Annotated in this window: 14 protein-coding genes; all 14 read left to right on the top strand. The window is 32.6% G+C overall.

Going from position 1 to position 16643, the window contains the following annotated elements; all coding sequences use genetic code 11:
* Positions 1 to 102 precede the first annotated feature (102 nt).
* The 14 genes from ssp1_RS09645 (at position 103) to ssp1_RS12095 (ending at position 16614) form a co-directional block, all read left to right on the top strand.
* Positions 103 to 906 carry a COG3942 and LysM peptidoglycan-binding domain-containing protein gene (locus tag ssp1_RS09645; RefSeq protein WP_049423647.1) on the top strand — a complete coding sequence of 268 codons (804 nt, stop codon included), beginning with the start codon at positions 103 to 105 and terminating at the stop codon, positions 904 to 906.
* Positions 907 to 1104: 198 nt separating this feature from the next.
* Entirely contained in the window at positions 1105 to 1746 is a 642-nt protein-coding gene (locus tag ssp1_RS09640) for a YfbR-like 5'-deoxynucleotidase (RefSeq protein ID WP_002450916.1), read from the top strand.
* A 5-nt stretch (positions 1747 to 1751) separates the two neighbouring features.
* Entirely contained in the window at positions 1752 to 1979 is a 228-nt protein-coding gene (locus ssp1_RS09635; RefSeq protein ID WP_002450915.1) for a CsbA family protein, read from the top strand.
* Positions 1980 to 2311: 332 nt separating this feature from the next.
* Complete coding sequence (gene uvrB, locus ssp1_RS09630) at positions 2312 to 4297, top strand: excinuclease ABC subunit UvrB (RefSeq protein WP_107536112.1); 1986 nt, start codon at positions 2312 to 2314, stop codon at positions 4295 to 4297.
* A gap of 7 nt (positions 4298 to 4304) precedes the next feature.
* Complete coding sequence (uvrA, locus tag ssp1_RS09625; RefSeq protein ID WP_107536111.1) at positions 4305 to 7151, top strand: excinuclease ABC subunit UvrA; 2847 nt, start codon at positions 4305 to 4307, stop codon at positions 7149 to 7151.
* A 283-nt stretch (positions 7152 to 7434) separates the two neighbouring features.
* Positions 7435 to 8367 carry an HPr(Ser) kinase/phosphatase gene (hprK, locus tag ssp1_RS09620; protein ID WP_015365270.1) on the top strand — a complete coding sequence of 311 codons (933 nt, stop codon included), beginning with the start codon at positions 7435 to 7437 and terminating at the stop codon, positions 8365 to 8367.
* A 7-nt stretch (positions 8368 to 8374) separates the two neighbouring features.
* Positions 8375 to 9211: a prolipoprotein diacylglyceryl transferase gene (lgt, locus tag ssp1_RS09615; RefSeq protein ID WP_037552023.1), complete on the top strand. Its 837-nt coding sequence runs from the start codon at positions 8375 to 8377 to the stop codon at positions 9209 to 9211.
* Between the two features lie 7 nt (positions 9212 to 9218).
* Positions 9219 to 9701: an acyltransferase gene (locus ssp1_RS09610; protein WP_075778923.1), complete on the top strand. Its 483-nt coding sequence runs from the start codon at positions 9219 to 9221 to the stop codon at positions 9699 to 9701.
* 18 nt (positions 9702 to 9719) lie between these two features.
* The gene (locus ssp1_RS09605; RefSeq protein ID WP_049423659.1) at positions 9720 to 11159 is read left to right on the top strand and encodes a tetratricopeptide repeat protein; all 1440 of its coding nucleotides are present in this window, start codon (positions 9720 to 9722) and stop codon (positions 11157 to 11159) included.
* Between the two features lie 64 nt (positions 11160 to 11223).
* Complete coding sequence (trxB, locus tag ssp1_RS09600) at positions 11224 to 12165, top strand: thioredoxin-disulfide reductase (RefSeq protein ID WP_075778924.1); 942 nt, start codon at positions 11224 to 11226, stop codon at positions 12163 to 12165.
* 181 nt (positions 12166 to 12346) lie between these two features.
* Complete coding sequence (gene rapZ / locus ssp1_RS09595) at positions 12347 to 13255, top strand: RNase adapter RapZ (RefSeq protein ID WP_002450907.1); 909 nt, start codon at positions 12347 to 12349, stop codon at positions 13253 to 13255.
* Positions 13255 to 14247, top strand: a complete 993-nt coding sequence (locus ssp1_RS09590) for a gluconeogenesis factor YvcK family protein (protein WP_075778925.1) — start codon at positions 13255 to 13257, stop codon at positions 14245 to 14247. The genes rapZ and ssp1_RS09590 overlap by 1 nt, the downstream gene beginning before the upstream one ends.
* 139 nt (positions 14248 to 14386) lie before the next feature.
* Positions 14387 to 15331, top strand: coding sequence for a DNA-binding protein WhiA (gene whiA / locus ssp1_RS09585; protein ID WP_002450905.1), 945 nt, complete (start codon positions 14387 to 14389; stop codon positions 15329 to 15331).
* 995 nt (positions 15332 to 16326) lie between these two features.
* Positions 16327 to 16614 (top strand): hypothetical protein, encoded by a 288-nt coding sequence (locus ssp1_RS12095; RefSeq protein ID WP_228077252.1) that lies wholly within the window; start codon positions 16327 to 16329, stop codon positions 16612 to 16614.
* Positions 16615 to 16643 lie beyond the last annotated feature (29 nt).

The raw sequence follows: 16643 nt of genomic DNA, 5'->3' as shown, positions 1-16643 counted from the left end.
AAATATTATATTACATCAATTTAACATTAAGCATTTTAAAATAATATTGTGTTATATTAAATTCGACAAATTAGAATATACAACAAAGGAATGACATATTTAATGAAGAAGACGTTATTATTATCATTATCATCAGTAGCAGCGTGTATCGCATTCAGCAATGTTGCAGATGCTCAAGAAGAAACTGCTGTACCTAATGTGAATACATCTGAAAACATAGCATCAGTTGGAACTGAGAATGCTAGTCAATATATCGTCAAACCTGGTGACACTTTATATCAAATCGCTTTAAATCACAATATTACTTTAGAAGAATTATATAACCTTAATCCTGGGGTTACACCTTTAATTTTCCCAGGAGACATCATTATTGTTTCTCCTTATGAAACACAATATCAAGTTAATAATACAACTTATAATACAAGCAATTACTATGTTGGAGAACCAACATCAACTACAAGTCAACAATATATAGATGTTACAAGTGAATCAACACCACAAGTATCTGCTACAACGAATCAATCCTATCGTAATGACACTGATGCTAGCTTGTATTCTGTAAGTCATTCAGGTAATTTATATAATTATGGAAACTGCACATATTATGCATTCAATCGTCGTGCAGAGTTAGGGAAACCTATTGGAAGTTTATGGGGAGATGCTGGTAGTTGGGCAGTAAATGCTAGAAATGCTGGTTTCACAGTGAATAATATTCCAGTAGCAGGTGCTGTTTTCCAATCTAATCCTGGTACAAATGGTTCAGGTGGCTATGGTCATGTAGGCGTAGTTGAGAGTGTAAACAGTAATGGTACTGTTACAGTTTCTGAGATGAACTGGAACGGTGGATTTAATGTGAAATCTTACAGAACAATTACAAATCCAGGTAGCTACAACTATATTCATTAAATTTGAATACGTATTAAAGTTTGATATTGCAGTAACGTAATTGACATGATTACGTTGCTGCTTATTTTTATATTAATTCATTTGCATATAATCGATTAAGTTGAAATCAACATTAAGATATTGCTTTTAATCATGATGATGATTGGTATAATGAAACTAAGTATCATCTATGATTAAATGAGAAGGAGGCATCACGGAATGGGCATACATCAATATTATAAAAGACTCTCTGATATGGAAAAGCTTATTAGGTTGCCTGGTAAATTCAAATATTTTGAGCATAATGTTGCTGCACACTCGTTCAAAGTAACTAAAATTGCTCAATATCTTGGTACTGTTGAAGAATATAATGGAAATGTTATAGACTGGAAGAGCTTATACGAAAAAGCACTAAACCACGACTTTGCAGAGGTGTTTACAGGTGATATTAAAACGCCAGTAAAGTACGCAAGTAGAGAATTGAAAATGCTTTTTTCACAAGTTGAAGAAGAAATGGTAGAGAATTTTATTAAGGAAGAAATCCCTGAACAATATCGTGACATTTACAGACAAAGGTTACAAGAAGGTAAAGATGATTCGTTAGAGGGGCAAATACTTGCTGTAGCAGATAAAATCGATTTACTTTATGAAACATTTGGTGAAATACAAAAACGTAACCCAGAACCTTTGTTTTTTGAAATATATGAAATGAGTTTAGAAACAATTATGCAATTCGATCATTTAGCATCTGTTCATGATTTTATTGATAATGTTATTCCTGAAATGCTAACAGAAAACTTCATTCCTAGAACAGAATTACGAGAAACTACGATGACAATACTAAATAAAAGAAACAGGTGAAATAAATGATTTGGTATGCATGTGCTGCCTTTTTTCCTTGTATTTTAATTGTGCTTTTTAGTGTAGTGACTAAAAATAAATGGATTGGTACCTCTGTTACATTAATATTAATCGCAACCTCAATATATAAAGGCTTTTTTCATAGTGAATGGATTATATTTATTGATGTTGTATCGCTATTAGCGGGTTATTTAATCATAGATCAACTAGAATTCCATAAGAGAGAAGAATAAAACTTGATTAACATACAAATTGATTGATAAAAAGTCTATAAGAACAAGCATAGTTTGCTAAGCTATGTTTGTTTTTTATTTATCTTATAATATAAAAATGTTAGCGAACAAATGTTTGTATTTTATGTTCGAGATTTGTTAAAATAGAAAATAAATTCAGTGCTAATATTTACGTTAACGATATCATCAAAATGATGTATGACAATAGGTTAACTAGGGAAAGTAATTAATAAATAATGTATTAAACGGTGATAATCTTTAGAATAAAATGATTTCAATAATCTTGAGTAATAAAAGTTGAGTTGTAAACAATACAGGAGGCGTATGTAGTAATGGTTGAACATTATCCATTCAAATTAAATTCAGAGTTCGATCCTCAAGGTGATCAACCTGAAGCAATAAAGAAAATTGTTAAAGGTGTTAAAGAAGGAAAGCGACATCAAACACTACTTGGTGCAACTGGAACAGGTAAAACATTTACAATGAGTAATGTTATACAACAAGTAGGTAAACCAACATTAATTATTGCACATAACAAAACATTGGCTGGACAATTATATAGTGAATTCAAAGAATTCTTCCCAGAAAATAGGGTGGAATATTTCGTGAGTTACTATGATTACTATCAACCAGAAGCTTATGTACCATCGACAGATACATTTATTGAAAAAGATGCGTCTATTAATGATGAAATTGACCAATTAAGACACTCAGCAACAAGCGCTTTGTTTGAGAGAGATGATGTTATTATCATAGCGAGTGTGAGTTGTATTTATGGTTTGGGTAATCCAGAAGAATATAAAGATTTAGTTGTCAGTGTGCGTGTGGGCATGGAAATGGAACGTAGCGAATTATTAAGAAAACTAGTTGATGTGCAATATACTAGAAATGATATAGACTTTCAACGTGGTACCTTTAGAGTACGAGGCGATGTAGTCGAAATATTCCCTGCTTCTAGAGAAGAAATGTGTATTCGGGTAGAATTTTTTGGTGATGAAGTCGATCGTATTAGAGAAGTGAACTATTTAACTGGCGAAGTTATAAGAGAACGTGAACATTTTGCAATTTTCCCAGCCTCCCACTTCGTTACGCGTGAAGAAAAGATGAAAGTTGCGATTGAACGAATTGAAAAAGAATTAGAAGAACGTTTAAAAGAATTAAGAGATGAAAATAAACTTTTAGAAGCACAGAGGTTAGAACAACGAACTAATTATGATTTGGAAATGATGCGTGAGATGGGATTCTGTTCAGGTATTGAAAACTACTCCGTACATTTAACGTTAAGACCTTTAGGTTCTACGCCGTATACATTGCTTGATTACTTTGGAGATGACTGGTTAATCATGATTGATGAATCACACGTAACACTACCTCAAGTGAGAGGGATGTATAACGGTGATAGAGCACGTAAGCAAGTTTTAGTTGATCATGGATTCAGATTGCCTAGCGCATTAGACAATAGACCATTAAAATTTGAAGAATTTGAAGAAAAAACGAATCAATTAGTCTATGTATCTGCAACACCAGGACCTTATGAAATAGAACATACAGACGAAATGGTAGAGCAAATTATTCGACCAACTGGATTGTTAGATCCGAAAATTGATGTACGCCCTACAGAAAATCAAATTGACGACTTGTTAAGTGAAATTCAAGATAGAATTGATAAAAATGAAAGGGTACTTGTTACCACATTAACTAAAAAAATGAGTGAAGATTTAACAACATATATGAAAGAAGCAGGAATAAAAGTCAATTATCTTCATTCCGAAATTAAAACACTCGAGAGAATTGAAATCATAAGAGACTTACGTATGGGTACGTATGATGCAATTGTTGGTATTAACTTATTAAGAGAGGGGATAGATATTCCCGAAGTTTCATTAGTTGTTATCTTAGATGCAGATAAAGAAGGATTTTTACGTTCCAATCGTTCCTTAATTCAAACCATTGGGCGTGCAGCGCGTAATGATCGCGGTGAAGTTATTATGTACGCAGATAAGATTACAGATTCAATGAGATACGCCATTGATGAAACGCAAAGACGACGTGATATTCAAATGGCTCATAATGAGAAATACGGTATTACACCTAAAACCATCAATAAGAAAATTCATGATGTTATCAGTGCTACTGTCGAAAGTGATGATACTAATGAAAATAAACAAACAGAAGTACCTAAGAAAATGACGAAAAAAGAACGTCAAAAAACGATAGAAAATATAGAAAAAGAAATGAAAAAAGCAGCTAAAGATTTAGACTTTGAGAGAGCAACAGAATTAAGAGATATGTTATTCGAATTAAAATCAGAAGGGTGACATTTAAATGAGAGAACCATCCATAGTAGTGAAAGGTGCAAGAGCACATAATTTAAAAGGTGTTGATATAGAATTACCTAAAGACAAGTTGATAGTGATGACAGGACTTTCTGGTTCAGGTAAATCCTCTTTAGCTTTTGATACCATTTATGCCGAAGGTCAAAGAAGATATGTAGAATCATTAAGTGCTTATGCACGTCAATTTTTAGGTCAAATGGATAAACCGGATGTTGACACAATTGAAGGCTTATCACCAGCGATTTCAATTGATCAAAAAACAACAAGTAAGAACCCACGTTCTACAGTAGCTACAGTGACTGAAATATATGACTATATTAGGTTGTTATATGCACGTGTAGGTAAACCATACTGCCCCAATCATCACATAGAGATAGAATCGCAAACTGTTCAACAAATGGTAGATAGAATCTTAGAATTAGAAACTCGAACTAAAATTCAACTATTAGCACCAGTTATCTCTCACCGTAAAGGTAGTCATGAAAAATTGATTGAAGATATAAGTAAAAAAGGATATGTACGTTTGCGAGTTGACGGTGAGATTGTCGATGTGAATGAAGTACCAGAATTAGATAAGAATAAAAATCATACTATTGAAGTCGTTGTTGATCGATTAGTTGTTAAAGAAGGCATTGAAACAAGACTAGCTGATTCAATCGAAACAGCACTTGAACTTGCCGAAGGAAGTTTAACAGTTGATATTATCGATGGAGAAGAATTAAAATTCTCCGAAAATCACGCATGTCCAATTTGTGGATTTTCCATAGGTGAGTTAGAGCCACGTATGTTTAGTTTCAATAGTCCTTTTGGTGCGTGTCCAACTTGTGATGGTTTAGGACAACGATTAACAGTTGATATGGACTTAGTTATTCCGGATCCAAATAAGACACTTAATGAAGGTGCAATTGAACCATGGGAACCTACAAGTTCAGATTTCTATCCAACGTTATTAAAACGTGTTTGTGAAGTTTATAAAATTAATATGGATAAACCATATAAAAAACTAACTGACAGACAAAAGAATATATTAATGCACGGCTCAGGAGATAAGGAAATTGAATTTACATTTAATCAGCGATTTGGCGGTGGACAAAGAAAACGTAAAATGGTATTTGAAGGTGTAGTTAATAATATCAATCGTCGCTATCATGAATCGCCATCAGAGTATACGAGAGAGATGATGAGTCGATATATGACTGAATTACCATGTGAGACATGTCATGGACAACGTTTAAGTAAAGAAGCTCTTTCAGTTTATGTGGCAGGATTAAATATTGGTGAAGTTGTTGAATACTCAATTAAAGAAGCTTTGAATTATTATCAAAATATCGAACTTTCAGAACAAGACCAAGCGATTGCCAATCAAATTCTTAAGGAAATCATTTCTCGTCTAACATTCTTATATAATGTTGGGTTAGAATACCTGACATTAAACCGTGCATCTGGTACGTTATCTGGTGGTGAAGCGCAACGTATTCGTTTAGCGACACAAATTGGTTCTCGTCTCACTGGTGTGCTCTATGTACTTGATGAACCATCAATAGGTTTACATCAACGTGATAATGATCGCTTGATTAATACACTTAAAGAGATGAGAGATTTAGGCAATACACTTATTGTTGTAGAACATGACGATGATACTATGCGCGCAGCTGATTATTTAGTAGACGTCGGACCTGGTGCGGGTAACCATGGCGGTGAAATTGTCGCTCAAGGTACGCCTAAACAAGTAATGAAAAATAAGAATTCCCTGACAGGGCAATATTTAAGTGGTAAAAAGAAAATTGATGTGCCAGAGCACAGACGTGAAGCGACTAATAAAAAAATTAGCATCAAGGGCGCTAAAAGTAATAACTTGAAAAACGTTGATGTAGATATTCCACTCTCACTTATGACTGTAGTGACAGGTGTTTCAGGTTCTGGTAAAAGTTCATTAGTAAATGAAGTATTATATAAATCTCTTGCACAAAAAATCAATAAATCTAAAGTTAAGCCAGGAGACTATGAGTCAATTAAAGGTATTGACCAATTAGATAAAATTATAGATATTGACCAATCACCAATTGGTAGAACACCACGTTCAAATCCAGCTACTTATACAGGCGTGTTTGATGATATACGTGATGTGTTTGCACAAACCAATGAAGCTAAGATTCGAGGTTATCAAAAAGGGCGTTTCAGTTTTAACGTTAAAGGCGGTCGTTGTGAAGCTTGTAAAGGTGATGGCATCATCAAAATAGAAATGCATTTCTTACCTGACGTTTACGTTCCTTGTGAAGTTTGTGATGGCAAACGTTATAACAGAGAAACACTAGAAGTTACTTATAAAGGTAAAAATATTGCTGATGTACTAGAAATGACAGCAGAAGATGCGACTCATTTCTTTGAAAATATACCTAAGATTAAACGTAAACTACAAACATTGGTAGATGTCGGATTAGGTTATGTTACTTTAGGACAACAAGCTACTACCTTATCGGGTGGTGAAGCACAACGTGTAAAACTGGCTTCTGAATTACACAAACGATCAACAGGACGTTCTATTTATATTCTTGATGAACCAACAACAGGTTTACATGTTGATGACATTAGTCGATTATTAAAAGTTTTAAACCGACTTGTCGAAAATGGTGACACAGTTGTCATTATCGAACATAATTTAGATGTTATCAAAACAGCTGATCACATTATAGATTTAGGGCCAGAAGGTGGCGATGGTGGCGGTACCATTGTTGCTACAGGAACACCTGAAGATATTGCCAATGTCGAAGGTTCATATACAGGTCAATATTTGAAAACAGTTTTAGAAAGAGATAGAAATGAAGATGAATCATAAAAGAATGATGTTATAATTTATATTAAGATGATTTCAGAGTATACTGGAATCATCTTTTTTAAATTATTTTTTCATTCAATACATATTCAAATGAAATATCAATACGGTATTACTGACGTGTAAGCAAAAAAATGTCAGAGATTTAACGGTTTTTACGTTAATCAATCATGACTATTTTCTAAACATTGAGTTAATATAACTTTTTAATATAGATAGTAGTTTGATTTTTGATATGATTAAAGAAAGTGAATTTGTAGTAACAATTCAATATAGAGGTGAACGCATGTTAACAACTGAAAGATTAGTTGAAGTATTAAATTTAGAATTAATAGCCGGTGAAGAAGGATTAAATAAACCGATTAAGAATACAGATATCTCTCGCCCTGGTTTAGAGATGGCTGGATATTTCTCACATTATGCTTCAGATCGAATTCAATTACTAGGAACGACTGAGTTATCTTTTTACAACTTATTACCGGATGACGAGCGACAAGGAAGAATGAGAAAGTTATGTCGACCAGACACTCCTGCAATTATTGTAACACGAGGCTTAGAACCACCTAATGAACTTGTTGAAGCTGCAAAAGAACTTAACACGCCACTCATTGTTGCTAAAGACGCAACGACAAGCCTTATGAGTCGTTTAACAACATTTTTAGAACATGAATTAGCAAAGACAACATCATTACATGGTGTACTTGTTGATGTTTATGGTGTGGGTGTACTCATCACAGGTGATTCAGGTATTGGTAAAAGTGAAACAGCTTTAGAACTAGTTAAAAGAGGACACAGACTTGTTGCAGATGACAACGTTGAAATTAGAGAAATTACAAAAGATGAATTAATTGGTAAACCTCCAAAACTGATTGAACATTTATTAGAGATTCGAGGTCTAGGTATTATTAATGTAATGACATTATTCGGTGCTGGTTCAATCTTAACTGAGAAGCAAATTCGCTTGAATATTAATTTGGAGAATTGGAATAAAGAAAAATTGTATGACCGTGTGGGTCTCAATGAAGAAACATTACGTATCTTAGATACAGAAATAACTAAAAAGACTATTCCAGTTAGACCTGGACGAAATGTTGCAGTGATCATTGAAGTTGCCGCAATGAACTATCGTTTAAATATAATGGGCATCAATACAGCTGAAGAATTTAGTGAACGCTTGAATGATGAAATTGTTCGTAACAGTCATAAAGGTGAGGAGTAGTTAGATGATGAATTTAACGTTAAGTTATATTGATCCTATTGCATTTCATTTGGGCCCACTACAAATAAGATGGTACGGCATTATTATTGCTTGCGGCATTTTATTAGGTTATTTTGTAGCACAAGAAGCATTAAAGAGAATAGGGTTACATAAGGATACACTTGTAGATGTTATCTTCTACTGTGCAATATTTGGTTTCATAGTGGCACGTATTTATTTCGTTATCTTCCAATGGCCCTACTACATGCAAAATCCAGGTGAAATACCAAAAATTTGGCATGGTGGTATAGCCATTCATGGTGGATTAATAGGTGGTTTTATCACTGGTATTATAGTTTGTAAAATAAAAAATTTAAATCCATTTCAAATTGGAGATATTGTTGCACCAAGTATTATTTTGGCACAAGGCATAGGACGTTGGGGTAACTTTATGAATCATGAGGCGCATGGTGGTATGGTATCTAAATCATTCTTAGAACAGTTGCACTTACCTCAATTCATTATTGATAATATGTATATTGATGGTCATTATTATCACCCAACATTTTTATATGAATCAGTGTGGGATGTTTTAGGATTTATTATTTTAGTTACAATTAGAAAACACATGAAATTAGGCGAAACATTTTTCTTATACTTAATTTGGTATTCGATCGGCCGTTTCTTTGTAGAAGGGCTTAGGACAGATAGCTTAATGTTAACAAGTCATATTAGAGTGGCTCAGTTAGTATCTGTGATTTTAATTATTATCAGTGTGGCATTAATGTTATATAGACGTTTCAAATATCAACCACCCACATACAAAAATGCTGGCCCATTAAGTTGGCCTAAGCAGAAGGTGTAATTCAAATATGAGAAAATTAAAGCCTCATCGTGAATATCAAGCCACTAATATGAATCCGTTATGGCATATTTATCGATTAGTCAAATTTCCTAAAGTATTAAGGCAAACGATTATTATCGAGGTTTGTCGGTACATGCCAAACTTAAAATTGAAAAGTCATATGTATCGTCAATTATTAGGTATGGATATTGGAAATTATTCTGTATTCGCATTTAAAGTAGTGCCAGATTTGTTTTATCCAGAGCTAATAACAGTTGGCAATAATAGTGTGATTGGTTATAATACTACAATATTAACGCATGAAATTTTAGTAGACGAATTTAAAATTGGAAAGGTAACGATTGGCAGTCATACATTAATTGGTGCCAACGTCACTATACTTCCAGGTGTCACTATTGGAGATCATGTAAAAATTGGTGCAGGAACAGTTGTATCTAAAGATGTACCGAACAATTCGGTCGCATTTGGTAATCCTATACAAATACAATGAATATGGAGGTGACAATCTTTGGCAGATAAAAATAATAAAATTATTTCAATGGCTTTTGATGAACCGTTTTATCGCAAAATGGCAGCTCAAAAGTGGAAACAACAAGATTTTAAAAAAGCAGCTGATTATTATAGTAAAGTGCTAGAATTGTCACCTGAAGATTTTGATATTCAATTAAACTACGCTCAATGTTTAGTTAAACTAGGATTTGGTAGTCGTGCAGAACATTTATTCTATGAAAATATTATTAATGATAGACGCGTGGCTGATAGTTTTTATGAATTGAGTCAGTTGAACATTGAATTAAATGAACCAAACAAGGCATTCTTGTTTGGTATTAATTATGTATTAATCACAGATGATCAAGACTTTCGTGATGAATTAGAAGAAACGTTTGATGTTTCGTATTCTAATGAGCATCAAATTGAAGTAGAGGCACAACTTTTTGCTGTTCAATTATTGTTCCAATTTTTATTTTCACAAGGTCGTTTAGAACAAGCAAAATCATATATATTAAATCAAGACAAAACTATACAAAATCATCGTGTTATTAAAAATTTATTAGCGATGTGTTATTTATATTTAAGTAAATATGATATAGCTAAAGACATGTTTGAGGAACTATTAAATGAAGATAATACAGATGTGCATGCACTTTGTCATTATACGTTATTACTTTATAATACAAATGAAAAAGACAAGTATAAACGTTACTTGAATATATTAAGTAAAGTTGTACCAATGAATGATGATGAAAGCTTTAAACTAGGCATTGTATTAAGTTATTTGAAACAATATCATGCCTCACAGAAGTTACTGCTTCCACTGTATAAAAAAGGTAAATTTGCTTCGATACAAATGTTCAATGCTTTAAGTTACAATTACTATTACCTAGGAAATAAAGATGAGAGTATCCAATTTTGGAATAAACTGTTGCAAATTTCTAAAGTGGATGTAGGATTTCCACCTTGGGTTATAGAGGAAAGCAAACATGTATTTGATCAACGAATTTTACCATTATTAATGGATGATGATAGTCACTATAGATTGTATGGAATCTTCCTATTAAATCAATTGAATGGTAAAGAAATATTGATAACAGAAGATATATGGGCTGTTTTAGAAACATTAAATGATTATGAAAAATTATATTTAACATATTTAGTTCAAGGTTTAACCTTGAATAAATTGGACTTCATTCATCGTGGTATGCAAAAACTGTATCAATTCGACCAATTTCGAAATGATACATCATTATTTGTTCAATGGATAGATCAAGCTGAATCAATTATTGCTGATCAAGCAGATTTAACTGAAGTAGAAAGATATATAGGTGCGTATTTATATTTGTATTACCAACAAACAAATCAGAAGTTGACTAAGAAGCAAATTAAAGAATGGTTTGATATTAGTCATTACAAACTAGATAAAACGATAACTTATATGTTGAGCATATAAATTTATGAAATACTTATTTTGATATATAATGCGTTTAATGATTATTTAGTAGGAGGGCAAGTAAATGACTGAAGTAGATTTTGATGTAGCAATTATAGGTGCAGGCCCTGCTGGTATGACGGCTGCAGTTTATGCTTCACGTGCCAATTTAAACACAGTTATGATTGAACGTGGTATGCCAGGTGGCCAAATGGCAAATACAGAAGAGGTAGAGAATTTCCCAGGATTCGAAATGATTACTGGACCAGACTTATCTACTAAGATTTTTGAACATGCGAAAAAATTTGGTGCTACGTATCAATATGGTGATATTAAATCAATCGAAGATAAAGGCGACTATAAAGTCGTTAACTTAGGAAACAAAGAAATTACAGCACACGCAGTGATTATTTCAACTGGAGCTGAATATAAAAAAATCGGCGTACCAGGAGAACAAGAATTAGGTGGACGTGGTGTAAGTTATTGTGCTGTATGTGACGGTGCATTCTTTAAAAACAAACGTTTATTTGTTATTGGTGGCGGTGACTCAGCTGTTGAAGAAGGTACATTCTTAACAAAATTTGCTGATAAAGTTACTATTGTTCATAGAAGAGACCAATTACGTGCACAAAGTATTTTACAAGACCGTGCATTTAAAAATGATAAAATTGATTTTATTTGGAGTCATACTTTAAAAACAATCAATGACAAAGACGGTAAAGTAGGATCTGTTACTTTGGAATCAACTAAAGATGGTTCTGAAGTCACTTATGATGCAGATGGTGTATTCATTTATATCGGTATGAAACCACTAACAGCACCATTTACTGATTTAGGTATTACAAATGAAAATGGTTATATTGTAACTGAAGCAGATATGAGTACTAACGTACCAGGTATTTATGCTGCTGGTGACGTAAGAGATAAAGGGTTACGTCAAATTGTTACTGCAACAGGCGACGGTAGTATCGCAGCTCAAAGTGCAGCAGATTATATAGAAGCTATTAAAGATAAATTAGAAGCATAAATTAAATACCATTTATCACAACAGTAATTTAAGCTAGAGCAATGGGAGGATTATAATGCCAATAATCCATTTGTTGTTCTAGCTTTTTCTAAGTCTTAGGAACGTTCCTTTGTGAATTTGAGTGTGGTATGATGAAGCTATTAATGTATAAATTTCAAAATAACTGGCGGTGACCAATGAAATGATGAATTCTGAAAAAGAAATGGGAAAGAGTGAACTATTAGTAGTAACTGGTTTGTCAGGTGCTGGTAAATCTCTAGTCATTCAAAGTTTAGAAGATATAGGCTATTTTTGTGTAGATAATTTACCACCTGTATTATTGCCTAAATTTGTTGAATTAATGGAGCAAGGTAATCCTTCATTACAAAAAGTGGCAATTGCTATAGATTTAAGAGGTAAAGAATTATTTAAATCACTTGTGAAAGAAATAGATTTAATCAAAAGTAGAAATGATGTTATCGTAGATGTCATGTTTTTAGAAGCAACAACAGAAAAGTTAATTTCAAGATATAAAGAATCACGACGTGCGCATCCATTAAATGAAAAGGGACAACGTTCATTAATTGAAGCCATTAATGAAGAACGTGGACAACTTTCACAAATTAGAAGTATCGCCAATTATGTGATTGATACGAGCCAACTTAAACCTAAAGCATTAAAAGAACGCATAGTTAATTATTATGAGAATGACGATTTTGAAACATTTACGATTAATGTGACGAGCTTTGGATTTAAACATGGTATTCAAATGGATGCTGACTTAGTATTTGATGTTCGATTTTTACCCAACCCTTATTATGTAGAAGAGTTACGTCCATTAACTGGATTAAACGAAGAAGTGTATACCTATGTAATGAAATGGAGAGAAACTGAAATATTCTTTGATAAACTAACTGATTTATTAAAATTCATGATTCCAGGTTACAAGAAAGAAGGTAAATCTCAATTAGTCATAGCTATTGGATGTACTGGTGGCCAACATCGTTCAGTAGCTTTAAGTAAACGTTTAGGTGAATATCTAAATGAGGTTTTTGATTATAACGTTTATGTTCATCACAGAGATGCACATATTGAAAGTGGCGAGCACTAATGAGAAGAATGAAAGTAGTATTAATCGGCGGGGGAACTGGTTTATCAGTATTAGCAAGAGGTTTAAGAGAATTTCCAATTGATATTACCGCTATTGTAACGGTCGCAGATGATGGTGGTAGTACAGGTAAAATTCGAAATGAAATGGATATCCCAGCTCCTGGTGATATTAGAAACGTTATTGCAGCGCTTAGTGACTCGGAATCAGTGTTAACACAATTATTTCAATATCGATTTGAAGAAAATCAAATCAGTGGACATTCGTTAGGAAATTTATTAATTGCTGGTATGACCAATATTACGAATGATTTTGGACATGCAATTAAAGAATTAAGTAAAGTATTAAATATTAAAGGTAAAGTGATTCCATCAACCAATTCAAGTGTGCAATTAAATGCCATTATGGAGGATGGAGACATTGTTTACGGTGAATCTAAAATTCCTAAAATGCAGAAAAAGATAGACAAAGTCTTTTTAGAACCGGATGATGTTGAACCTATGGAAGAAGCAGTGGAAGCGTTAGAAGAAGCAGACTTAATTGTTTTAGGTCCAGGTTCGTTGTATACGAGTGTCATCTCTAACTTATGTGTGAAAGGTATATCAGAGGCATTATTAAATTCTTCTGCACCTAAACTATATGTGTCTAACGTAATGACACAGCCAGGTGAAACAGATGGTTATGATGTGAAAGAACATATTAATGCATTACATCGACAAGCAGGACAATCATTTGTCGATTACGTCATTTGTTGTACGGATCAATTTAATGACAATGTTTTACAAAAATACAGAGAAAAGCATTCAGAACCCGTTGCTGTTAACGTTGATGAATTAAAACAGGACGGTATTAAAGTGATTACGGCATCTAATCTAGTTGAAATATCAGACGAACATTTAGTTAGACACAATACCAAAGTATTATCTACTTTGATATATGAAGTCGCACTTGAATTAATTAGTACAATTCAATTTGATCCTAACAGCAAACGTTAGCAGTAGTCATGATGAGTATATATTAGAACAAAGTTGAGTCAGTTAATTCAGTATGAAAAATAATTTAGATGAGATTTATTTAGAAAAAAGTCATTGCGAATAAATCATGTAGACAATGATAGGAAGGAATGAGTGTTCTATGAGCTTTGCATCAGATATGAAAAATGAATTAACTCGTATAGATGTAGATGAAGCTAATGCGAAAGCAGAGCTCAGTGCATTAATTCGTATGAATGGGGCACTTAGTCTGTCCAATCAACAGTTTGTGATAAACGTTCAAACTGAAAATGCCACAACTGCTAGAAGAATCTATTCGTTGATTAAGCGTATCTTTAACGTTGAAGTAGAAATATTAGTACGTAAAAAAATGAAATTGAAGAAAAATAATATATACATTTGTCGTACAAAGATGAAAGCTAGAGAGATTCTTGACGAATTAGGTATTTTAAAAGAAGGTGTATTTACACATGAAATTGATCCAGAGATGATCCAAGATGATGAAATGAAACGTAGTTACTTGCGTGGCGCATTTTTAGCAGGGGGTTCTGTAAATAACCCTGAAACATCTTCATATCATTTAGAAATTTTTTCTCAATTTGAGAATCATTCTGAAGGATTAACTAAATTGATGAATAGTTACGAATTAAATGCCAAACATCTTGAAAGAAAAAAAGGTAGTATCGTGTATTTGAAAGAAGCGGAAAAAATATCTGACTTTTTAAGTTTAATTGGTGGATATCAAGCACTGCTCAAATTTGAAGACGTCCGAATTGTACGTGATATGAGAAATTCAGTTAATCGATTAGTAAATTGTGAAACAGCAAATTTAAATAAAACTGTGAGTGCAGCTATGAAACAAGTTGAAAGTATTCAATTAATTGACCAAGAAATTGGCTTAGACAATTTGCCAGATCGTTTGCGTGAAGTCGCGAAATTAAGAGTTGAACATCAAGAAATTTCTTTAAAAGAATTAGGGGAAATGATTTCCACAGGGCCTATTTCTAAATCAGGTATGAATCATCGTTTAAGAAAATTAAACGAATTAGCAGATAAAATCCGAAACGGTGAGAAGATTGAACTATAAAAGACTCACTATCCTAGTGGAATGTAATCCGGAAAAATATATCATACTGAAGTGATAAAACTAAAAGCCATGTCTCATTGATAGAACACATTGTGTAATCATGTATTCTATATATGAAGTCATGGCTTTTTTCTGTTAATTTGATTCACTGCATAAGCAGTCTTTGTATTTAACATATATGAGCCCCCTCGAAGGGATGATTTTTAATTAAAATAGTGTTTGGCTCATTTTTAAAATACTATTAAATCAGTAATTTTATCTATTTGTATTTTACATACTTTTGCCAATCATTTTCTCTATAAACTAATTAAATCATTACTCTATTTTAAGGCAGTGTTTTTATAAATCATTCATTAATTTTATTGTTTTCGTGTTTTCTTCTTCATATGATTCTTCTAATAAATTCCCATAAATCTCATAAGTGATTTTCGCAGATTTATGACCTAAACATTTAACTATAAAGTAATTAGTTGAGTAGGTATATTAACAAAGCAATTAGTTAGTAATGAGAATAACTTTAATATTCAAGAGTTACCGACTGCACGTATAGAAGTATTTAAAGAGTTATTAGTTAATACTGAGCTACCTCAAACATTACGTGATGTGATTACTATTACAGATGATGAACATGTTGAATCTATACCATCACTAACATACATTAAAGATAAGTTAGCTACTAATGGTATTGAGCTATCACTTAATGGTAGTAGCAAATACTTTTATAGACGCGAGGGACACATATATACAGAAGTATCAGACAGTGTAGTGCATGGCTCGACCTACTTAAAGAGATCTTTATTAATGAGTGTGTCACATATGAAACAACATTACTCTTAGATAAGAACAATGCGAGTGGATTGATTGATAAAGATAACCAAGACTTATCACTATATAATCAAGGCATTAAAGAAGTAAGTAACACTACAATGTATGATGGTATTTAATAAGCGATAAAAGATATACCACAAACATTTAGACGTAATGTATCTATCATAATGAACACAGAACATCATGATAAACTCATCAAAGAGTTAGCACAGATGGGATTAGGTGGACTTGCAGGTGATTTAACTAAGCTATTTAATGTATCTCACGTAGTAGTTACAGATGATGCACAAGATATCTTTATAGGAGACTTTGGGCATGCTATATATGCTAAATATGAGCCTATTATGTACAATAAAAAGAAACAAGCATTAAGAGGCGTGTACCAATTTGCATTGAACTATGTGTTTGATATCAAAATTGTGCCAGAGTTATTACGAATCATTAATATTAAATAAATAATTTATACAATAAAATTTATTCCCCC

Source organism: Staphylococcus sp. M0911 (assembly GCF_003491325.1).
In the GTDB taxonomy this organism is placed as follows: Bacteria; Bacillota; Bacilli; order Staphylococcales; family Staphylococcaceae; genus Staphylococcus; species Staphylococcus warneri_A.
The sequence above is the reverse complement of the archived record's forward strand: the minus strand, read 5'-3'. Positions and strand labels throughout refer to the sequence as shown.

Bases quoted from the DNA above. Each gene is read 5' to 3' on its own strand.
- ssp1_RS09645 (WP_049423647.1), top strand. From the start codon at position 103: ATGAAGAAGACGTTATTATTATCATTATCATCAGTAGCAGCGTGTATC.
- ssp1_RS09640 (WP_002450916.1), top strand. From the start codon at position 1,105: ATGGGCATACATCAATATTATAAAAGACTCTCTGATATGGAAAAGCTT.
- ssp1_RS09635 (WP_002450915.1), top strand. From the start codon at position 1,752: ATGATTTGGTATGCATGTGCTGCCTTTTTTCCTTGTATTTTAATTGTG.
- uvrB (WP_107536112.1), top strand. From the start codon at position 2,312: ATGGTTGAACATTATCCATTCAAATTAAATTCAGAGTTCGATCCTCAA.
- uvrA (WP_107536111.1), top strand. From the start codon at position 4,305: ATGAGAGAACCATCCATAGTAGTGAAAGGTGCAAGAGCACATAATTTA.
- hprK (WP_015365270.1), top strand. From the start codon at position 7,435: ATGTTAACAACTGAAAGATTAGTTGAAGTATTAAATTTAGAATTAATA.
- lgt (WP_037552023.1), top strand. From the start codon at position 8,375: ATGAATTTAACGTTAAGTTATATTGATCCTATTGCATTTCATTTGGGC.
- ssp1_RS09610 (WP_075778923.1), top strand. From the start codon at position 9,219: ATGAGAAAATTAAAGCCTCATCGTGAATATCAAGCCACTAATATGAAT.
- trxB (WP_075778924.1), top strand. From the start codon at position 11,224: ATGACTGAAGTAGATTTTGATGTAGCAATTATAGGTGCAGGCCCTGCT.
- rapZ (WP_002450907.1), top strand. From the start codon at position 12,347: ATGATGAATTCTGAAAAAGAAATGGGAAAGAGTGAACTATTAGTAGTA.
- ssp1_RS09590 (WP_075778925.1), top strand. From the start codon at position 13,255: ATGAGAAGAATGAAAGTAGTATTAATCGGCGGGGGAACTGGTTTATCA.
- whiA (WP_002450905.1), top strand. From the start codon at position 14,387: ATGAGCTTTGCATCAGATATGAAAAATGAATTAACTCGTATAGATGTA.
- ssp1_RS12095 (WP_228077252.1), top strand. From the start codon at position 16,327: ATGAACACAGAACATCATGATAAACTCATCAAAGAGTTAGCACAGATG.